The sequence below is a fragment of the Micromonospora sp. NPDC005215 genome (genome assembly GCF_040607915.1).
Lineage (GTDB): Bacteria > Actinomycetota > Actinomycetes > Mycobacteriales > Micromonosporaceae > Micromonospora.
On the sequence record NZ_JBEXHQ010000066.1, the window covers coordinates 1 to 18,022 of the forward strand.

General features: G+C 74.2%; 13 protein-coding genes. 8 read left to right on the forward strand and 5 right to left on the reverse strand.

All coding sequences use genetic code 11. From position 1 onward, the window contains the following. The 4 genes from ABZU25_RS31615 to ABZU25_RS31630 form a co-directional block, all read left to right on the forward strand. Nucleotides 1–523, forward strand: a 523-nt coding sequence (locus tag ABZU25_RS31615; RefSeq protein WP_355033006.1) for an NmrA family NAD(P)-binding protein, incomplete at its 5' end; no start/stop codon positions are given. A gap of 64 nt (nt 524–587) precedes the next feature. After that, nucleotides 588–1,421 carry a TetR/AcrR family transcriptional regulator C-terminal domain-containing protein gene (locus tag ABZU25_RS31620; protein ID WP_355033007.1) on the forward strand — a complete coding sequence of 278 codons (834 nt, stop codon included), beginning with the start codon at nt 588–590 and terminating at the stop codon, nt 1,419–1,421. A gap of 141 nt (nt 1,422–1,562) precedes the next feature. After that, complete coding sequence (locus ABZU25_RS31625; protein ID WP_355033008.1) at nt 1,563–4,286, forward strand: Hsp70 family protein; 2,724 nt, start codon at nt 1,563–1,565, stop codon at nt 4,284–4,286. A 37-nt stretch (nt 4,287–4,323) separates the two neighbouring features. Beyond that, nucleotides 4,324–4,896, forward strand: coding sequence for a nucleosidase (locus ABZU25_RS31630; protein ID WP_355033009.1), 573 nt, complete (start codon nt 4,324–4,326; stop codon nt 4,894–4,896). 11 nt (nt 4,897–4,907) lie between these two features. Here ABZU25_RS31630 and ABZU25_RS31635 read toward each other — a convergent pair whose 3' ends face one another. Then, on the reverse strand, nt 4,908–6,098 hold the full coding sequence (locus ABZU25_RS31635; protein WP_355033010.1) for a low temperature requirement protein A: 1,191 nt from the start codon (nt 6,096–6,098) through the stop codon (nt 4,908–4,910). A gap of 171 nt (nt 6,099–6,269) precedes the next feature. Here ABZU25_RS31635 and ABZU25_RS31640 point away from each other — a divergent pair, with 171 nt between their 5' ends. The 4 genes from ABZU25_RS31640 (at nt 6,270) to ABZU25_RS31655 (ending at nt 12,911) form a co-directional block, all read left to right on the forward strand. After that, nucleotides 6,270–7,118, forward strand: a complete 849-nt coding sequence (locus tag ABZU25_RS31640; RefSeq protein ID WP_355033011.1) for a S1 family peptidase — start codon at nt 6,270–6,272, stop codon at nt 7,116–7,118. 85 nt (nt 7,119–7,203) lie between these two features. Further along, nucleotides 7,204–8,229 carry a sugar kinase gene (locus ABZU25_RS31645; RefSeq protein WP_355033012.1) on the forward strand — a complete coding sequence of 342 codons (1,026 nt, stop codon included), beginning with the start codon at nt 7,204–7,206 and terminating at the stop codon, nt 8,227–8,229. 89 nt (nt 8,230–8,318) lie between these two features. Further along, complete coding sequence (locus tag ABZU25_RS31650) at nt 8,319–8,930, forward strand: bifunctional 4-hydroxy-2-oxoglutarate aldolase/2-dehydro-3-deoxy-phosphogluconate aldolase (protein WP_355033013.1); 612 nt, start codon at nt 8,319–8,321, stop codon at nt 8,928–8,930. 270 nt (nt 8,931–9,200) lie between these two features. Further along, nucleotides 9,201–12,911 carry a S8 family serine peptidase gene (locus tag ABZU25_RS31655; protein WP_355033014.1) on the forward strand — a complete coding sequence of 1,237 codons (3,711 nt, stop codon included), beginning with the start codon at nt 9,201–9,203 and terminating at the stop codon, nt 12,909–12,911. 62 nt (nt 12,912–12,973) lie between these two features. Here the strand turns inward: ABZU25_RS31655 and ABZU25_RS31660 are convergent, their stop codons facing one another. The 4 genes from ABZU25_RS31660 to ABZU25_RS31675 form a co-directional block, all read right to left on the reverse strand. After that, complete coding sequence (locus tag ABZU25_RS31660) at nt 12,974–15,022, reverse strand: penicillin acylase family protein (RefSeq protein WP_355033015.1); 2,049 nt, start codon at nt 15,020–15,022, stop codon at nt 12,974–12,976. Continuing rightward, nucleotides 15,019–15,837, reverse strand: coding sequence for an ABC transporter ATP-binding protein (locus tag ABZU25_RS31665; protein WP_355033016.1), 819 nt, complete (start codon nt 15,835–15,837; stop codon nt 15,019–15,021). Before ABZU25_RS31665 ends, ABZU25_RS31660 begins: the two co-directional genes overlap by 4 nt. Nucleotides 15,838–15,866: 29 nt before the next feature. Then, nucleotides 15,867–16,895 carry an iron chelate uptake ABC transporter family permease subunit gene (locus ABZU25_RS31670; RefSeq protein ID WP_355033017.1) on the reverse strand — a complete coding sequence of 343 codons (1,029 nt, stop codon included), beginning with the start codon at nt 16,893–16,895 and terminating at the stop codon, nt 15,867–15,869. Between the two features lie 67 nt (nt 16,896–16,962). Further along, nucleotides 16,963–17,991: an iron chelate uptake ABC transporter family permease subunit gene (locus ABZU25_RS31675; protein ID WP_355033030.1), complete on the reverse strand. Its 1,029-nt coding sequence runs from the start codon at nt 17,989–17,991 to the stop codon at nt 16,963–16,965. Between the last annotated feature and the right edge of the window lie 31 nt (nt 17,992–18,022).

An 18,022-nucleotide genomic window follows, 5' to 3' on the forward strand; every position in this document is an offset into this window, starting at 1 on the left:
CGCCGACAGCAAGCAGCTCGTCGAGGCGTACCTGCGCGATCAGCAGGTCCGGGCGACCGTCCTCGGGCCCGTGTACTTCATGGAGAACGCGCTCAACGTCGGGTTCAGCCGCCTGACCGAGGGCGTCCTGGCCAACCCGCTCACCGCCGGCAAGCCGCTGGACCAGGTGACCGTACGCGACATCGCCGGTCTCGCCGTGCACGCCATCGAGCACCCGCACCGCTTCGTCGGCGAACGGATCGACGTCGCCTCCGACCGGGTCACCGGCGACGAGGCGGCCAGCATCCTCAGCGACGTGCTCGGCCGCGAGATCCCGTACCAGCAGATGCCGTTGGACCAGGTCCGGCAGTGGGCCGGCGACGAGATCGCCGACATGTTCCAGCGGTTCGAGGAGAACACCGACTTCGTCGACGTCGACGGGCTGCGCGCCAGGTACCCGGAGGTGACCTGGCACCGTTACGCGGAGTGGGTCCGGACGGTCGACTGGGACCGGGTCCTCGCCAGCCGGCCGACCTGGCAGTAGGCCCTCAGCAGTCGATCCTGGCGGCGCGGCTGGCCGATGCAGTAGTTTCGTCACGCCACGTGCCGTGACGAAACTGGGGGTGGCGGTGCGCGCCGGTCGGTGTGTCGAGTGCGACGCGAAGCTGCCCGGCGATGCTGGCCGGGGACGCCCGCGCCGCTACTGCTCCCGCCGCTGCCAGGCGCGCGCGTACCGCAGGCGTCGCGAGCACGGCCCCACCGCGACGTCGCGTCGGGTCCCCGAGCCGCCCACGGTCGGCGGCGGCGATCCCCGCGACCGGCTGGTCGGCCTCGCCATCGAGCTGGCGGACTCCGGGGGCCTCGACGCGGTGTCCATGCGGGTGCTCAGCCAGCGCGCCGCGATTCCCATCCACTCCCTGTACCGGCACGTCCGCAACCGGGCCGAGCTGCTCGGCGCGATGGCCGAGCGCATCACCGCCGCGCAGACGCCCGGTGGCGCGCCCGTGCGCGCCGACCCGCGCCAACAGCTCGAACGGCTGGCCCAGGAGGAGTGGACGATGTACCGACAGCATCCCTGGTTGCTGGCCGTCCTCGCCACCGACCGGCCACCGACCGGCCCGGCCATCCTCGCCATGGTCGACCGGGTCGTGGCGGCGTTCACCAGCGCCGGCTACGACCCCGCCGAGGCGTTCCGCGCCTACCTGGTGCTCAGCGGCTACACCCAGGGCATGGCCCTGCTCATCCGGAGCGATCCGACCGACACCACCTACCCCGCCTGGTGGTCGGCGACCCGCACCCGGCTGGAGCGGACCGGCCGCACCCGGGAACGACAGTGGCTCGTCGCGGCGGGACAGAGCAGACCCGACACGGACCTGGACACCTGGTTCCAGTTCGGTCTGCGACGGCTGCTCGACGGCCTCCTGCCGGATCCCGCTCGCTGAGGTCGGGATCCGTCCGACCGGAGCGAGCAGCGGCAGCCAGGTCGTCGGCGTACGGCACCTGACCGACTGATCAGCGGGGCGGCGCTGCCTGCGTACGATGCGCTGTCGAGTTCCCCTCGTCGCCGCGGAGGTATCGGGTAGATGGCAGACCAGCACGAGGGTTTCGCCCTCGGCGTCGACCTCGGTACGTCCAACACGGTCGCGGTGCTGCGCTGGCCGGACGGGCGGACGCGTCCGTTGCTGATGGACGGTCAACCGGTCAGCCCGTCCGCCGTGTACGGCGACCCGGACGGCACCCTGCACGCCGGTTGGGACGCCCGCCGGTTGGCCCAGACCGACCCGGGGCGGTTCGAGGCGAACCCGAAGCGTCGGGTCGACGAGCCGACGGTGCTGCTCGGTGACCGCTCGTACCCACCGTCGGACCTGCTCGCCGCGGTGCTGACGGCGGTCGCGCGGGCCGCGGTGGGCACCGTGGGGTTCCTGCCCCCGGCCGTGCTGACCTGCCCGGCGGCCTGGGACGCGCGGCGGCGACAGGTGCTCGCCGACGCGCTGCTGCAGGCGGGCTGGCCGCAGGCGGCCGAGCACACCCTCGCCGGTCCGACGCCACCGGGCACCCGGCTGCTGCGGGAGCCGGTGGCCGCCGCCCGCTACTACGCGCAGGTGCTGCGCCGCCCGGTGCCGGTCGGTGGGGCGATCGCCGTGTTCGACTTCGGTGGCGGGACGCTCGACGTGGCGGTGCTGCGCAACGAGGGCGCGGATCCCTGGGGCGATTCCGGCTTCACAGTGGTCGCCGACGGTGGCCTGCCGGACCTGGGTGGCCTGGATCTCGACGCCGCGCTGGTGCGGCGGGTCGGCGAGCTGCTCGGGGAACGGCACGCCGCGCAGTGGGCCCGGCTGATCCGACCGGAGGACCCGGCGCAGCGCCGCGACCAGGTGCGGCTCTGGGACGAGGTACGAGGTGCGAAGGAGACGCTGTCCCGCTCGACTGTGGCGCCGGTCGCGGTGCCGGGGGTGGCCGAAGCGGTCCAGCTCACCCGGGCCGACGTCGAGCGGGTGGCCACGCCGCTGCTGCGCCGCGCGGTGGACCGGGCCCGGGAGGTGATCGCCGCCGCCGGACTCAGCCCCGACCAGCTCGCCGGACTGTTCCTCGTCGGTGGCTCGTCGCGGATCCCCCTGGTGGCCCGGATGCTGCACACCGAACTGGGGGTGGCGCCGACGGTGCTCGACCAGCCGGAGTTGCCGGTGGCCGAGGGCGCGCTGACCGACCTGCCGCTGCGCCGACCGGCGCCCACACCGGCGTACGCCGGGCCGCAGCTCGCCGCACCCGCCCCGGCTCGGGTGAGTCCGCCCGCGCCGGTTGGGCCGGTCGGAGGAGGGCCGGCCGTACCGTCGCAGCCCTGGCCGGGGTCGCCCGCGCCGGCGGGACCGGGTTGGGCGGGTGCCCCGCCGGCGGGTCCGCCCGCGCCGGGTTGGGCGGGTGCCGCGCCGCCGAATCCGGCCGGCGCGGGGCGCTGGCGGCGGGCGCGCTGGGTGGTGCTGGGCGCGGTGCTGGCCCTGCTCGGGGTGGGCACCGCCGCGACGCTGTACCTGACCCGGGACCGCTACCCCGACCTGGAGTTCGGGTCGCTGCGCGAACTGTCCCGGCCGGCGGCCGGCGGGGAGCGGCCGGCCGGCATGTGGACGGCGGTGCTCGGCGACCGGGCCTACCTCGGGTATCCGCTGCCGGACGACCGGCTGGAGGTGGTGGCGGTCGACACCGGTGGCGGTGGGGAGCTGTGGCGCAAGGCGACCGACGTGCGGGCCGACGACTGGGAGGCGATCATCGCCGTGCCGGGGGCGGTCGCGGTCCTCGCCGACGCACCGGGCGACAGCACCCTGCGTCCGCTGGCTGTCCTGGACGGTGGTTCGGGCACCCAGCGCTGGCAGCGCCCGGTCCGCGGTGACGACGAGATCTACGTCGCCGACGACACGGCGGTGCTGGTGGACCGGGCCGCGGCCCGGCTGGTCGGCCTGCGCCTGAGCGACGGCACCGAGAAGTGGACCCGGCCCAACCCCCGCGACCAGTACGACGGCAGCCGCACAGTGGTCCGGCCGGTGGGCAGCGACGAGGCGGCGGGTGGACCGGCCTTCCTCGACGGCCGGCCCCGCGACCCGTGGACGGGCAAGGGGCGGCGACTCGTCCAGGTGGGTGCGGACCGGTCCGTGCGGCTGCTCGACATGGCATCCGGCGCCGTGCTGCGCCAGTGGGGCAGCGTCGCCGACCTCGACGACCTGGTGGTCGCCCACGAGGACCGCCTGTTCGTGGCCGCCAACGAGGGCGGGTACCAGCTGCTGGCGTACGACCTGGGGTCCGACGCGGAACCGGTGGTGCTCTACCGCTCCGGGAACGACGAGCAGCGCCCGAAGGAACTGGTGGCCTGCGGCGCGCGGCGGGCCTGCCTGTTGCAGGTGCCCGACAACGACGTCCAGCGCACCGAGGTGGTGGCGGCAACCGAGGGCGAACGGACGGCCCACTGGCCGGCGCCGGGCGTGACCGACCTGGTGTCGGTGGGGGAGCAGGTGCTCGCCCAGCGGGAGTACCCGGAGCCGACTGTCACCCTCTTCGACGCCGCCGGCAAGCCGGTGTTGCGGGACCGGGGCGGTGTGGCGGTCCGGCTGGACGAGGGCAACCTGCTGGTCTTCGCCAAGCCGCCAAGCGTGGTCGCGGACAACCGGGTGCTGGCCGGGGTGTGGACCGAGTCCGGTGCGGTCGACGAGTTGGGCGAGCTGAAGGACGTGCGTAGCTCGTCCTGCTCGTGGAACACCCACGTGATCGCCTGTGGGGCGGAGAAGGACTTCGTGCTGTACCGCTTCACCGACGACTGACGTCAACGGCCCGGAGGCAGGCTCGTACGATGCTCCGGTGAATCTTCGGGGTACCGTCCGGTCCGATCGTCCGTTGGTGGTGCTCGCCGTCGGCGAGGAGGCCCGCTACCTGCCGCCCGACCTGCCGGTCCTGCTCACCGGCATGGGCAAGGTGAACGCCGCCAGCGCGGTGGCCGCGGTGCTCGCCGCCGGGCCGCGTCCCGCCCTGCTGCTCAACCTGGGTACGGCCGGCGCGTTGCGTTCCGGGTTGGCCGGCATCCACGAGGTCGCCACCGTGCTCCAGCACGACCTGGACACCGATCTGCTGCGCACGCTCACCGGCGAGACCTACGGTGCGCCGCTGACCCTGGCCACCGAGGGTGCGGTGCTGGCCACCGGTGACACGTTCGTGGCCGACGACGCGGCGCGGGACCGGTTGGCGCAGCGCGCCGACCTTGTCGACATGGAGGGGTACGCGGTGGCGTGGGCCGCCGCGCAGGCCGGCGTGCCGTGCCGGCTGGTCAAGCAGGTCAGCGACGAGGCGGGCGACGGCGCGGCGCGGACCTGGAAGGAGTCGGTGGACGCCTGCGCCCGGGACCTCGCCGACTGGGCCGGTCGGCACCTCGCCTGACCGGTCGAGGGTCATCCGGCGGGCCGTCGCGGTCCGAGCCCTCGCCTGGTTTCCCGGCCGCCGCTCCTGGGGGCCAGGACGTGCACGGCCAGAGCGAGGGCCACGATCGCGGTGACAAGCACCGGTGGCCAGCCGCCGGCCCAGGGCAGCAGCAGCAGGGGCAGCAGTGGCGCCGCCATTCGCCGCCACGGCACGCGGCCGGACAGCAGATAGGCGAACAGTGCCCGGCCGAGCACGAACACCAGCGGTCCGCCGATGATCAACGTCAGCCACCGCACCGGTGTCGTTCCGGCCGGACGGTCGACGACCAGGTCGAAGGAGGCTGCCGTGACGAGCACGCCGACAAGCAGCACCAGATGGGTGTACGGAGCGATCCGGGCGGACCGACCGGGCACTGACTTGGCCGCGGTCTCGAGCAACTCGCCGGCCCGGTAGACGTAGATCTGCCAGAGCAGCAGCATGATGGCGAACGCGCAGAGCAGGGCGGTGATTCTGAGGCGGTCGAATTCGCTGCGGCTGAGTTCCAGGGTGGGCACCAGGATGATGTCACCGAGGGCCAGGATGACGAACTGCTGGTACCGCTCGCCGAGGTGCGGAGTGGTCCGGTCGTACTGGTCGAGAGGCACCCGGCCGAGCCGGGGTGTGGGATAGCGCGCCGCCGCGGAGAGCAGGTCGATGGCGATCGCGATGATCCAGATCCACCACCGCGCGGAGTCGACAAGCGCGCCGACGATCCAGAGGACGCCGGACACCAGGAACCAGAACAGGAACCGGGTGGCTCGCACCATGGCCGAGCGGTGCTGCTGCCGGTACAACGTGCCGACCAGGACGATGCCGCGCACCACGTGGGTGCCGACGTAGGCGACCGCGAAAGCCGTGGACTGCCCTGTGGTGATCATCGGCAGCGATGCCGCCATCCCCACCGATCCGACCATGGCGATCATGAGGATGGCCTGGATGGGGCGCTGCTGCGGGTCGTAGAACTCGGTGGTGGTGGTGGTGGTGACCGACCAGGTCCACCAGATCGCCGTCAGCATCAGCAACACCGCCGGGCTGCGCGTCCAGGATTCCTGGTCGGCGAGGAGCTTCGAGGTCTGCGCGAGCGCGGCTACGAAGACCACGTCGAAGAGCAGCTCCAGCAGCGTCGCCCGGGTCGACCCGTCCAGCCGGCGTACCAGCGCCCCGGTGCCTCCGGTGGTCATGCCCGGCCTCCCGCCGTGTCTCCCGAGAATTATCGGCGGTGCCGGCGGGGACCGTCCCCGGATCGGCGATTCCCGCCGGCCGGGCAGAGGGACGGCCCGAGGTTGCCATGGCGTCGGACCGGGGGCGATGCTTGACGGCATCCATCATGCTCGATCCTCGCGGAGGTTCGGATGCGCCGCTCCCCGCTCGTCGCCCTCGTCCTGACCACCCTCCTGCTCGTCGCGCCCAGCACGGCGCGGGCCGCCGTTCCCGACCGGGCCGCCGACGCGGCGGTCGTGCTCACCGGGATACGCACCGCGGGCACCGCCTGGGGCCTCGACCCCGCCACCGGCCGGATGACCCTCACCGTCGACGACACCGTGACCCCTGCCGAGCTGACGGCGCTGCGGGCGACCGCCGAGCGGGCCGGCGCGCTGGTGCGCCGTGAACCCGGAACCCTGCGCACCCTGATCGCTGCCGGCCAGGGCATCTACGGCGGCGGCGGTCGCTGCTCACTCGGTGCGAACGTGCGCAGCGGCAGCACCTACTACGTGGTCACCGCCGGGCACTGCACCACCACCGCCAGCACCTGGTACGCCGACAGCGCCCAGACCACAGTGCTCGGCACCCGTACGGCCACCAGCTATCCCACAAACGACTACGGGCTGATCCGCTACACCGGCCGGATCGCCCATCCCAGCGCGGTCTACACCTACCCCGGTCTGCTGACCATCTACGGGCCCGGCAACGCGTACGTCGGTCAGGCGGTCTGCCGCAGTGGCGTCACCACCGGAGTGCGCTGCGGCACCGTCACCGGCCTCAACCAGACCGTCAACTACGCCACCGGCGTGATCTACGGCCTGATCCGCACCAACATCTGCGCCGAGCCGGGCGACAGCGGCGGACCGCTCTACGTGGCATCGACCGGCACCATTCTCGGCATCCTCTCCGGCGGCAGCGGCAACTGCACCTCCGGCGGGACCACCTACTACCAGCCGATCGGGGAGGTGCTCGCCGCGTACGGGCTGACGTTGCCCTGACTCCCCGCGCAGCGGGTTGCTCGTCTCGCGCCCGACACCTAGGCTCGGCGGCGCCCAGGATCCCGCCGCGAGGACGTGTGCCCCGATGCCTTCCGACCCCCGACCTGACCAGGCGACCGTCCCGGCGGGTTCCCCGTCGGTGGAGGTGGCCGCGGTCGGGGAGACGATGGTGGTGCTCTGCCCCGCGCCGGGTGAGCCGTTGGACCACGCCGGACAGGTCGCTGTCTCGGTCGGCGGCGCCGAGTCCAACGTGGCCGGCTACCTGGCCCGGCTGGGGCACCGGGTGGCCTGGGTGAGCCGGGTCGGCGACGACCCCTTCGGCCGGGCCGTCGTCCGGCACGTCGCCGCGACCGGCGTCCGCGTCGATGAGGTCAGCGTGGACCCGGCCGCCCCGACCGGCCTGTACGTCAAGGACCCGGGCCCGCAGGGCACCGCCGTGCACTACTACCGGGCGGGGTCGGCGGCCTCCCGGATGGACCCTGCCACGCTGGCCGCGCCAGGTCTGGCCGGTGCCCGGGTGCTGCACCTGTCCGGGATCACGCCGGTGCTCTCCGCCTCCTGCCGGGCGCTTGTCGAGCACGCCGTGGCGGACCGGCCGCTGGCGGGGGCGCTTGTCAGCTTCGACGTCAACCACCGGAGCCGGCTGTGGCCCGCCGAGCAGGCCGCCGCGGTGCTACGCGACCTGGCCGACCGCAGCGACCTGGTCTTCGTCGGCCAGGACGAGGCGGAGACGCTGTGGGGCACCGCCGACCCGGCGGCCGTACGCCGGCTGCTGCCCGGACCGGAGACGGTGGTGGTCAAGGACGGCGCGGTGGGTGCCACCGCACTGTGCCGGGACGCCGAGCCGATCTTCGTCCGCGCGCCAGTGGTGACGGTGGTGGAACCGGTCGGCGCGGGGGACGCGTTCGCGGCCGGCTACCTGGCCGGGCTGCTGCGCGGCCTCGACCCCGTGCGGCGCCTGCGCCTCGGGCACCTCGTCGCGGCCCAGGCGTTGACAAGCAGCGGGGACAACGCCCCGGTCCCGCCGTGGGCCTGGTTCGAAAAGCTGATCGACGCCCCCGTCGAGGCCTGGTCGCCGCTCGACCTGACCGGCGCGCCGGCGACGGCCTGAGTCATGGTGTCGGGTTCCGACCGGGCCAGGTCGGAGTTCGACCGGGCCAGCAGGCAACAGATTCACCGCGATCTCGGATGGAGTGCACAATGACCACAGCGGATTTCGAGCACATCTTCGGCGGCGCCCGCGTGATGGCGATCCTGCGCGGCCTGCCGGTCGCCGAGACCGTTCGGCTCGCCGAGCGGGCCTGGGACCTCGGCATCGACGTGGTGGAGGTTCCGGTGGCCACCGCGGACGCCGTGCCGTCGCTGCGCGCCGCCGTGGCAGCGGGCACCGAGCGGGGCCGGATCGTCGGCGCCGGCACCGTGCTCGACGTCGAGCAGGTCGCCGCCGCCGCCGACGCGGGCGCGAGGTTCACCGTGGCGCCCGGCCTGGACCTCACGATCGCCGACGCCGCCGCCGCGCGTGGCCTGCCCCACCTGCCCGGTGTGGCCACTCCCACCGAGGCTCAGCAGGCGCTGCGGCACGGCCTCACCTGGCTCAAGGCGTTTCCCGCGATCTCGCTCGGGCCGGCCTGGTTCAAGGCCATCGCCGGCCCGCTGCCGCAACTGCGCTTCGTCGCGACCGGCGGCCTGGACGCGGGCAACGCCGCCGCGTTCCTCCAGGCCGGAGTGCGGGTGGCGGCGGTCGGCTCGGCGCTGTCCGACCCGAACCAACTGGACCAACTAGCCGCCCTAACCACCACCGCCGACCTCTAACCCGCCCCCGCTCCCACTCCCGTTCCACCCCACCCCACTCCCACCCCACCCCACCGGGTTGATCAAGAAGTTTGCGTCACCGGGAGCCGGAATCCTGACGCAAATCTCTTGATCAACCGGGTGGGGCGGGGCGGGGGACGGGGAGAAGGGGGAGGGGGAGGGTGGCGGGTTTGTGTCATGGCGTAAGTGCGTCGAGGTTTGGTGGGGGTCAGGGGTGGGTGTTGCGTCGATGCTGTGCTGCGTACCACTTCTCGACGCAAAGAGGTCATCTTGGCTCTGTCTCGCCGGCGCCGCCGATCCGGGCTGATCGCCCTCGGCACCGCCCTCACCCTGGCGGCCGGGTTCACCCCACCCGCCGCGGGGGCGTCCGCCGCCCCGCCGACCACCCCCGACCGCCCGGTCGGCCTTCCCCCGGCCGCCGCCGGACGTGCGTCCACCGTCACGCTGATCACCGGTGACACGGTCACGGTGACCACGGCCGCGGACGGCAGCACCGTGACGACAGTGCGCCGCCCGGACGGCGGCACGCCAACCTTCCACCGCACCGTGCTCAACGGCGACACGTACGTCTACCCGGACACCGCGCTGCCGTACGTCACAGGCGGCGTGCTGGACCGCCAACTGTTCAACGTCACCGAGCTGATCGACGACGGCTACGACGACGCCCACACCGACACGCTGCCGCTGATCGTCACGATGACCGACGCGGCAGCCCGCGCCCGCACTCGCCCCACAGTGGACGGTGCCGAGCTGGTCCGCCCGCTCGACAGCGTGCGGGGCGCCGCGCTGACTCGCCAGCGCGCCACCGCCGAGCGGTTCTGGACCGCCCTCACCACCGGCCCCGCCCGGCGTACGGGCGCCGCCCCGACCCTCGCCAACGGCATCGCCAAGGTCTGGCTGGACGGACGGGTCCACGCCGACCTGGCCGACTCCACAGCGCAGATCGGCGCCCCGACCCTCTGGGCCGAGGGCAACACCGCTGCCGGCGTCGACGTCGCGGTGCTCGACTCGGGCGCTGACGCCGAGCATCCGGACCTCGCCGGTCAGATCGCCGAGTCCAGCAGCTTCGTGCCCGAGGAGCCGGACATCCTCGACTACAAGGGCCACGGGACGCACGTCGCCTCGACGATCGCCGGCACCGGCGCCGCCTCCGGCGGTGTCGAGCGGGGCGTCGCCCCCGGCGCCCGCCTGCACATCGGCAAGGTGCTCAACAGCGAGGGCAGTGGGCAGAACTCGTGGATCATCGCCGGCATGGAGTGGGCGGCCCGCGAGCAGAAGGCCCGGGTCGTCAGCATGAGCCTGGGCGGTGAGGCCACCGACGGCAGTGACCCGATGAGCCAGGCCGTCGAGCGGCTCAGCGCCGAGACCGGCGCCCTCTTCGTGATCGCCGCCGGCAACAGCGGCCCGGCCAGCATCGGCAGCCCGGGAGCCGCGGACTCCGCGCTCACCGTGGGCGCCGTCGACGCCACCGATCACCTCGCCGACTTCTCCAGCCAGGGTCCACGCGCCGGCGACGGCGGGCTCAAGCCCGAGATCACCGCGCCCGGTGTGGACATCCTCGCGGCCCGCTCCCACCTTGTGCGCGGGTCGGGGGACTACACGCTGATGAGCGGCACCTCGATGGCCACCCCGCACGTGGCCGGCACGGCGGCGTTGGTTGCCGCCGCGCACCCGGACTGGACCGGTCAGCGCATCAAGGAGGCGCTGGTCAGCACGGTCAAGGCCACCCCCGGGTACACCCCGTACCAGGCGGGTGCCGGCCGGGTCGACGCGGTCGCCGCCACCCGGGCCACCGTCTTCGCCACCCCGAGCGCCTACTCCGGCTTCCAGGCCTGGCCGCAGCAGCCGGGGATGACAGTCGACCGGACGGTCACCTACACCAACGTGGGCGGCGCGCCGGTCACGCTGAAGCTGGCCCTCGACGCGACCACCGCGCCGGCCGGCCTCTTCGCCCTCTCCGCCGACACCCTCACCGTGCCCGCCGGCGGCACCGCCACTGTGACGCTGACCGCGGCGTACGACAAGCTGCCGGTGGAGAAGCAGGTCAGCGGCATGATCGTCGCCACCGACGAGGCCGGCGTGGTCCGCGGTCGCACCCTGGTCGGCGCCGGCAAGGAGGGTCAACGGCAGAACCTGACGCTTGTCGCCAAGGACCGGGACGGCAAACCGCTCGTCGGCAAGGTCATCCTCACCACCGACGGGCTGTTCACCGCCGTGGACCTGCCCGAGAGCGGCACCGCCACGCTGCGGCTGCCGGTGGCGAGCTGGAACGGCTGGATCACCGCGGACGTGCGCGGCGTGAACGGGCCGCGCTCCAGGGGCATGGCGATGCTCAGCTTCACCGACGTCAACCTGGACCGCGACCGCACGGTCACCCTGGACGCGCGGGCCGCCAAGCAGGTGCGGGCCACGGTGCCGCAGGAGGCCACCGCCACCTCGCTGCGGATGGACATCCACCGGTCCACAGCGAACGGCCTCACCGAGAGCCAGGTGCTGCCCAACGACTCGTACGACAGCATGTGGGCGTTGCCGACGAGCCAGAAGGTCACCGACGGCGAGTTCGAGTTCGGTGCCCGGTGGCGGCTCGAACAGCCCGCGTTGACCATCGCCGCCGCCGGCCGTTCGTACGACGATCTGCTGGTGAAGCGGGCGACCCCCGCGCTGCCGGCTGGTCGTCGCCAGCTGGACGCGGTCCACGTCGCCGACACCTCGGCGGCCGGACTGGCCAGGCGGCCGGTCCGGGACCGGGCGGTGGTGGTCCGACGCAGCGACACCGTGGACATCGCCACCCAGGCGCGGGCCGTCGCGGCGGCCGGGGCGACGCTGCTGCTTGTGGTCAACGACGGTGTCGGTCGGCTCGACCCCTGGGACGAGACACCGTGGAGCCCGCAGAGCCCGGCCCCGGTGACAGTGGCGACGCTCACCGCCGACGAGGGCGACCAGCTCATCGCGGCCCTGGGCCACGGCCCGGTGCGGCTGACCGCCGAGTCGCACCCGGAGACCACCTACCTGTACGACGTGGCGCACCACTGGACGGGCACTGTGCCGACCGACCCGACCTACCGGCCCGCCAAGCGGGAGCTGGTCCGGGTCGACGTGGAGTTCCGCAACTACCGGCCGGGCAAGGCGCTGGAGTTCCGCACCGACGTCTGGCGCGGCTGGGCGTCGAGCAACCAGGAGCCGGCTCCGGCGCAGGGCCGGCGCACCGACTGGGTGAGCGCCGACCAGCGGTGGATCGACGACGCGTTCATCGTCGGCGAGACCGGCCAGCACCTGATGGAGGTAGCCACCTACCCGGCCGGCCGGTCGAGCGCCGTGGAGTGGTTCGGGCCGATCCAGCGACCCCGGATGGGCGGGGGTTACGTGCCGGTGCGCTACCTGGACACCGTCTACCTGCCCGCGCCCGGCTGGGGCGACGGGGGCGGTCACATCGGTGAGGCGTACGCCAACTACGACATGGTCAACCGGACCACCCTCTACCAGGGTGACCGGGAGCTGAACTGGGGCAACGCCGAGTATCTCCAGGTCTCCGGGCTGGCTGCGCAGCGTCTGCCGTACCGGCTGGTGGTGGAGAACGACCGGGCCGCCTGGACCAACCCGTACTCCCGGCAGACCCGCACCGAGTGGGGCTTCACCTCAGCCGCCACCGGGGAGGAGTCGTCGGCGGTGCTGCCGATGATCCAACTGGACTACCAGGTGGCCCTCGACTCCGCGGGCACGGCGTCGCGACGGGCACCGCTGACCGTGGTCGCCGCCCACCTGCCGGGCGTGCGGGGCTCGGTCGGCGCGGTGACCGTCGAGGTGTCCTACGACGACGGTGCGACCTGGCAGAAGCAGCGCCTGAGCCGCCACGGGGACGGTTGGCGCACCTCGCTGGCCGCACCGGCGAAGGCCGGCTTCGTGAGCCTGCGTACCACAGCGCGGGACACCGCCGGCAACACCGTGAGCCAGCGCATCACCAGGGCGTTCGGCCTGCGCTGACGCCAGCGTGACCGGCCGCCGGTCGGGGTGCCGCGCGCACCCCGGCCGGCGGCCGGTTCGGGTCAGTCCCGTTCCTCGGTGAGCTGCTCCCAGGAGGTGGTCACCGGCAACAGCTTCCCGGACAGCCAGGCGGTGCTCTGGTCGTCGTGGTGCGGGTCGCCGGGCACCCCGCAGGCCCCCAGCGGAACCACCCAGCGGCTGTCCTCGCGCCGGGCCAGATCCCAGACGAAGCGCGCCGCCGGCCCCCGCAAGCACCAGTGGGTGACCCCGGGCACGCTGGAGGTGGCCAGCACACAGTCGTGGTCGCCGTCGAGCGGGGGACCGGTCCCGGCATCCGGGTCGGGCAGCGCCCGCCACGCCGCGAGCCGGTGCAGGTCCCCCCACCGCACCGGGTCGTCCGCCGCGCCGGCGACCTCCTCGGCCGCCGCGCGGACCACCGCGGCCACGTCCACACCGGGCAGCGGGGCCGCGCCGACCAGGTGCTCCAGCGCGTGACCGACGCGCGGCGTCAGCGCCAACCACTGCGCGAACACCTCCGGGTACGCGGGCGGCTCGGCCAGTGCGGCCAGCGCCGGGTGGGCGGCGATCCGGCGGACGACAGCTGCCCGCAGGAGGGCGAACTCCGCCGCGTCGGTGCTGTCGGCGGCCATCCGCCGGTCCCAGCGCAGCAGCCGTTCGCGCAGCGCGGCGGCGGTCGGGCCGAGCCCTGTCGACTCGGCCAGCACCGCCAGCAGTGGCCCGGCGGAGCCCAGGTACGTGTCGGTGTGCACCGCGGCCAGTTCGTCGGCCGTCCAGCCGTGGCCGGCGTCGAGCAGTTCGGCGATCCGGTGTGCCCGGTGCGGCGGGGCGAACTCGACGCCGAGCGGCCCGGCCAGCCCTCGCTCGTTGGCCATCACCGCCCGGCCGACCACCTCGGCCCGGGGCATCGGCGCGTACCAGCCCTGCCAGGCGTGTGCGGCCTCCCAGGCGGGGACCACCCGCCGGCCGTTGTCCGGATGCCGCACGGGCACCGCCCCGGCGACCCGGTGCAGCAGCCCACCGGCGGTGTCCGCCGCCTGCACCACGTTTACCGGCTCCACCCAGTGCCGCAACGCGTGGTCCACATCGGTCACGGTGCGGGCGCGGAGCAGCTCCGGCAGCGTCGCGAAGCCCAGCTCGGCGCGGACCCGGGGCGGATAGCGCAGGCTGATCGCCGTCGCGTCGTCCGGCCCGCCGCTGATCACCGGACCCCGCTCGGTCTCCACCACCTCGACCTGGACCGCGTCGGCCCCGGCCACCAGTATCGTCTCGACGTGGGCGGGCACGGACCGCCAACCGTCCGGGCCGAGGGCCTGCACCCGGTCGCCGTCCCGGCGCAGCCGCTCGGCGTACAGGTCCTGGTAGTCGGCCATCGCGTTGGTGATCGACCAGGCCACCGCACCGGTGTGCCCGAAGTGGGCGATGCCCGGCACGCCCGGCACGGCCAGCCCGACCACGTCGTACTCCGGGCAGGCCAACCGGATCTGCTGGTAGACGCCGGGATCCTCCAGGAACCGGTGCGGGTCGCCGGCGAGCAGCGCCGCTCCGGTGCCGGTGCGCTCGGCGGTGAGCAGCCACCCGTTGCTGCCGGCCACGGCGGGTCCGTCGGTGGCGAACGCGTCGACCGCGTCCGGGCCGAGCCGCTGCGCCACGTGCTCACGCCAGAGCTTGCCGGGGAACCCGGCGAACAGGATGTGGTGGCCCAGCCAGACCGCCAGCGGAGTCCACGGCTCCCACCGGCCCGGGTTCAGCCCGGTCGCGGCGAACTCCGGCGCGCGGGCCGCCCCGGCCGGGAGGCCCGCGTTGACCCCGTCCACGTACGCGCCCACCCACTCGGCGGTCGCCGGGTCGAGTGCCGCGTGGCAGCGGCGTGCGGTGTCGTCGAGCCGGACCTGTCGGGCGAACCGGTCCCAGCCGAGCGCGTCGACGCCGAGGAAGGCGGCGCTGCTGCCCTGGGCGCGGTGCCGTTCCACCTCGATCTGCCACGCCCGGTCGTACGCGGTGACCCGGCCCTGTGCCGCCGCCAGCGTGAGCGGGTCGTCGGCCCGCAGGTGCGGCACACCCCACGGGTCGCGGAAACGCCGTGCGCTCATGCCGGCCCCGGGACTGTGGCGCGCCGTCGGGCGGCGGGCACCACCAGCGGGGTGCCGCTCTCCGGGTCGTCGATGACCCGGCAGGGCAGCCCGAACACCTCGGCCACCAGGTCGGCGGTGACCACCGTCGCCGGGTCTCCGGCGGCCACCACGCGTCCGTCGCGCATGGCGATCAGGTGGGTGGCGTAGCGGGCCGCGTGGTTCAGGTCGTGCAGCACCGCGACGAGGGTGCGCCCCTGCTCCTCGTGCAGCCGGGCGCAGAGGTCGAGAATCTCGATCTGGTGGGCGATGTCGAGGTACGTGGTCGGCTCGTCGAGCAGCAGCAGCGGGGTCTGCTGGGCCAGTGCCATGGCGATCCAGACGCGCTGCCGCTGGCCGCCGGACAGCTCGTCCACCGGCCGGTCGGCGAGGTCGGCGACGCCGGTCGCGGCCATCGACTCCTCCACCACCCGTTCGTCCTCGCGCGACCACTGCCGCAGCAGCCCCTGGTGGGGGTAGCGGCCCCGGGCGACCAACTCGGCGACGGCGATGCCGTCCGGCGCGATCGACGACTGCGGCAGCAGGCCGAGCGTCCGGGCCACCTTGCGGGCCGGCAGGTCGTGGATGTCCCGCCCGTCCAGCAGCACCGCACCGGCGCTGGGTCGCAGCATCCGGGACAGCGCGCGCAGCAGTGTCGACTTGCCGCAGGCGTTCGGGCCGATGATCACCGTGAACGAGTTGTCGGGCACCGCCACGGTCAGGTCCTCGGCGATGGTGCGCTGGTCGTAGGCGAGGGTCAGCGCGGTGCCGCCGAGCCGGGAACTGCCGGGGTGCATGGGTGCTCCTTCGAGGGGGGCGCGGGTGTTCACAGCCGACCCGCCCGGCGTTCCATCGTCAGCAGCCAGACCAGGTAGCCGCCGCCGATCACTCCGGTCACCACGCCGACCGGGAGTTGGTGCCCGGCGAAAGCGCGTTGGGCCAGCAGGTCGGCACCGACAAGCAGCGCCGCGCCGACGGCCATCGACGGCACCAGGTTCGGCCCCGGTGCCCGGGTCAGTCGTTTCGCCACATGCGGGGCGACGAGCGCCACGAAGGACACCGGCCCGGCGGCGGCCGCCGCGAACGAGACAAGCAGCACGGCGGCGGCGAGCAGCACCAGGCGCAGCCGGCGCACCGGCACGCCGAGGGCGCCGGCGGTGTCGTCGCCCAACTCCATCATCCGCAGCGCCGGGGCACAGCCCACGAGCACCAGGGGCGTCAGCACGACCGTGACGGCGAGCAGCGGCCCGGCGTTGGCCCAGCCCCGCCCGTCCAGGCTGCCGGTGAGCCAGAGCACCGCGCGGGCGGCGTCCATCAGGGGTGCCCGGGTCAGCAGGTAGCCGTTGACGCCGGTGAGGATCGCGGAGACGCCGATGCCGACCAGGATGAGCCGGTAGCCGTGCACGCCGCGTCGCCAGGCGAGCGCGTAGATCACCAGGCCGGTGCCGAGCCCACCGACGACCGCCGCGCCGGCCAGCGCCAGGCTGCTGCCGCCGAGGACGACCACGACCAGCGCGCCGGTCGACGCGCCCTGGGTGAAGCCGAGGATGTCCGGGCTGCCCAGCGGGTTGCGGACCAGCGACTGGAACACCGTGCCGGCGAGGGCCAGCGCGGCACCGACCAGCAGGGCGGTGACCAGCCGGGGCAGTCGTAGCTCCTGCACGATGAACTGCTCCGCCGGGGTGCCGCCGCCACTGAGCGTCCGCAGCACGTCGGCCGGGCCCATCGGGTAGTCGCCGCTGCCCAGGGCCACCAGGCCGAGCCCGGCCGCGAGCAGCGCGGCACCGGCGCCGACGCTGAGCGCGCGGGGGCGGAACCGCACCGACAACCCGCCGGGAGTACGCAGAACTGTCATGCCACCGCTCCGCTTCGCTCCGCGCCAGCGCGACGCGCCACGGTACCGAGCCTGCTGCTCCGCCCGCTCACCGGTGGGCCACCCGTGAGCGGCTGACCAGCCACAGGAAGAGCGGGCCGCCCAGCACGGCGGTCACCATGCCGACCTGGAGTTCACCGGGTCGGCCCAGCACCCGGCCGAGCACGTCGGCGCCGAGCAGCAGCACCGGCGCGAGCACCGCGCAGTACGGCAGCAGCCAGCGCAGGTCCGGGCCGGTCAAAGCGCGGACCAGGTGGGGCACCAGCAGCCCGACGAAGACCATCGGGCCGCACGCGGCGGTCGCCGCGCCGCAGAGCAGGGTGACCGCGACGATCACGGCGGCGCGGATCAGCGCGGGTCGGGCGCCCAGGGCTCGCGCCGCGTCGTCGCCGAGCGCGAGCGCGTTCAGCGGGCGGGCGGCGCCGAGCGCGACAAGCAGGCCGGCCAGGATGAACGGCAGCACCCGGGTCACGGTCGCGGAGTCCGCGCTGGCCAGCGAGCCGACCGTCCAGAACCGCAGCCGCTCCAGCGAGGCGGTGTCCAGCAGCATCACCGCGCTCACGTACGAGTAGAGGGTGGCGTTGAGCGCCGCGCCGGCCAGCGCGAGTCGGGCCGGGGTGGCCCCCCGCCCGCCGCCGACGGCGTAGACGAGAGCGGTCACCACCGCCGCGCCGAGCAGCGCGAACCAGACGTACCCGCCGATGGCGGTGACGCCCAGGAACGCGGCGGCGGTGGCGACGGCAGCGGACGCGCCGGCGTTGATGCCGAGCAGCCCGGGGTCGGCGAGGGGGTTGCGGGTGAGGGCCTGCATGACCGCGCCGGCCACCCCGAGCGCGGCGCCGGCGAGGAGCCCGAGCAGGGTGCGGGGCAGGCGCATCCGGTGCACCACGGCGTACTCGGTGGCGTCGCGGTGCAGCAACCCGGACCAGACGTCGGCGAGCGGCATGGCCTTCGCGCCGACCGCGATGCTGAGCACCACGATCACCGCGAGCAGCGCCACGGCGGCGACCAGTCCGGCGGCGCGGACCGCGTGACGACCACGCCGGCTCGGGGGTACGGCCGTGTCCCCGGTCGGCACTGATGGTGCCGGTCGGGTGACGGTGGGTGTG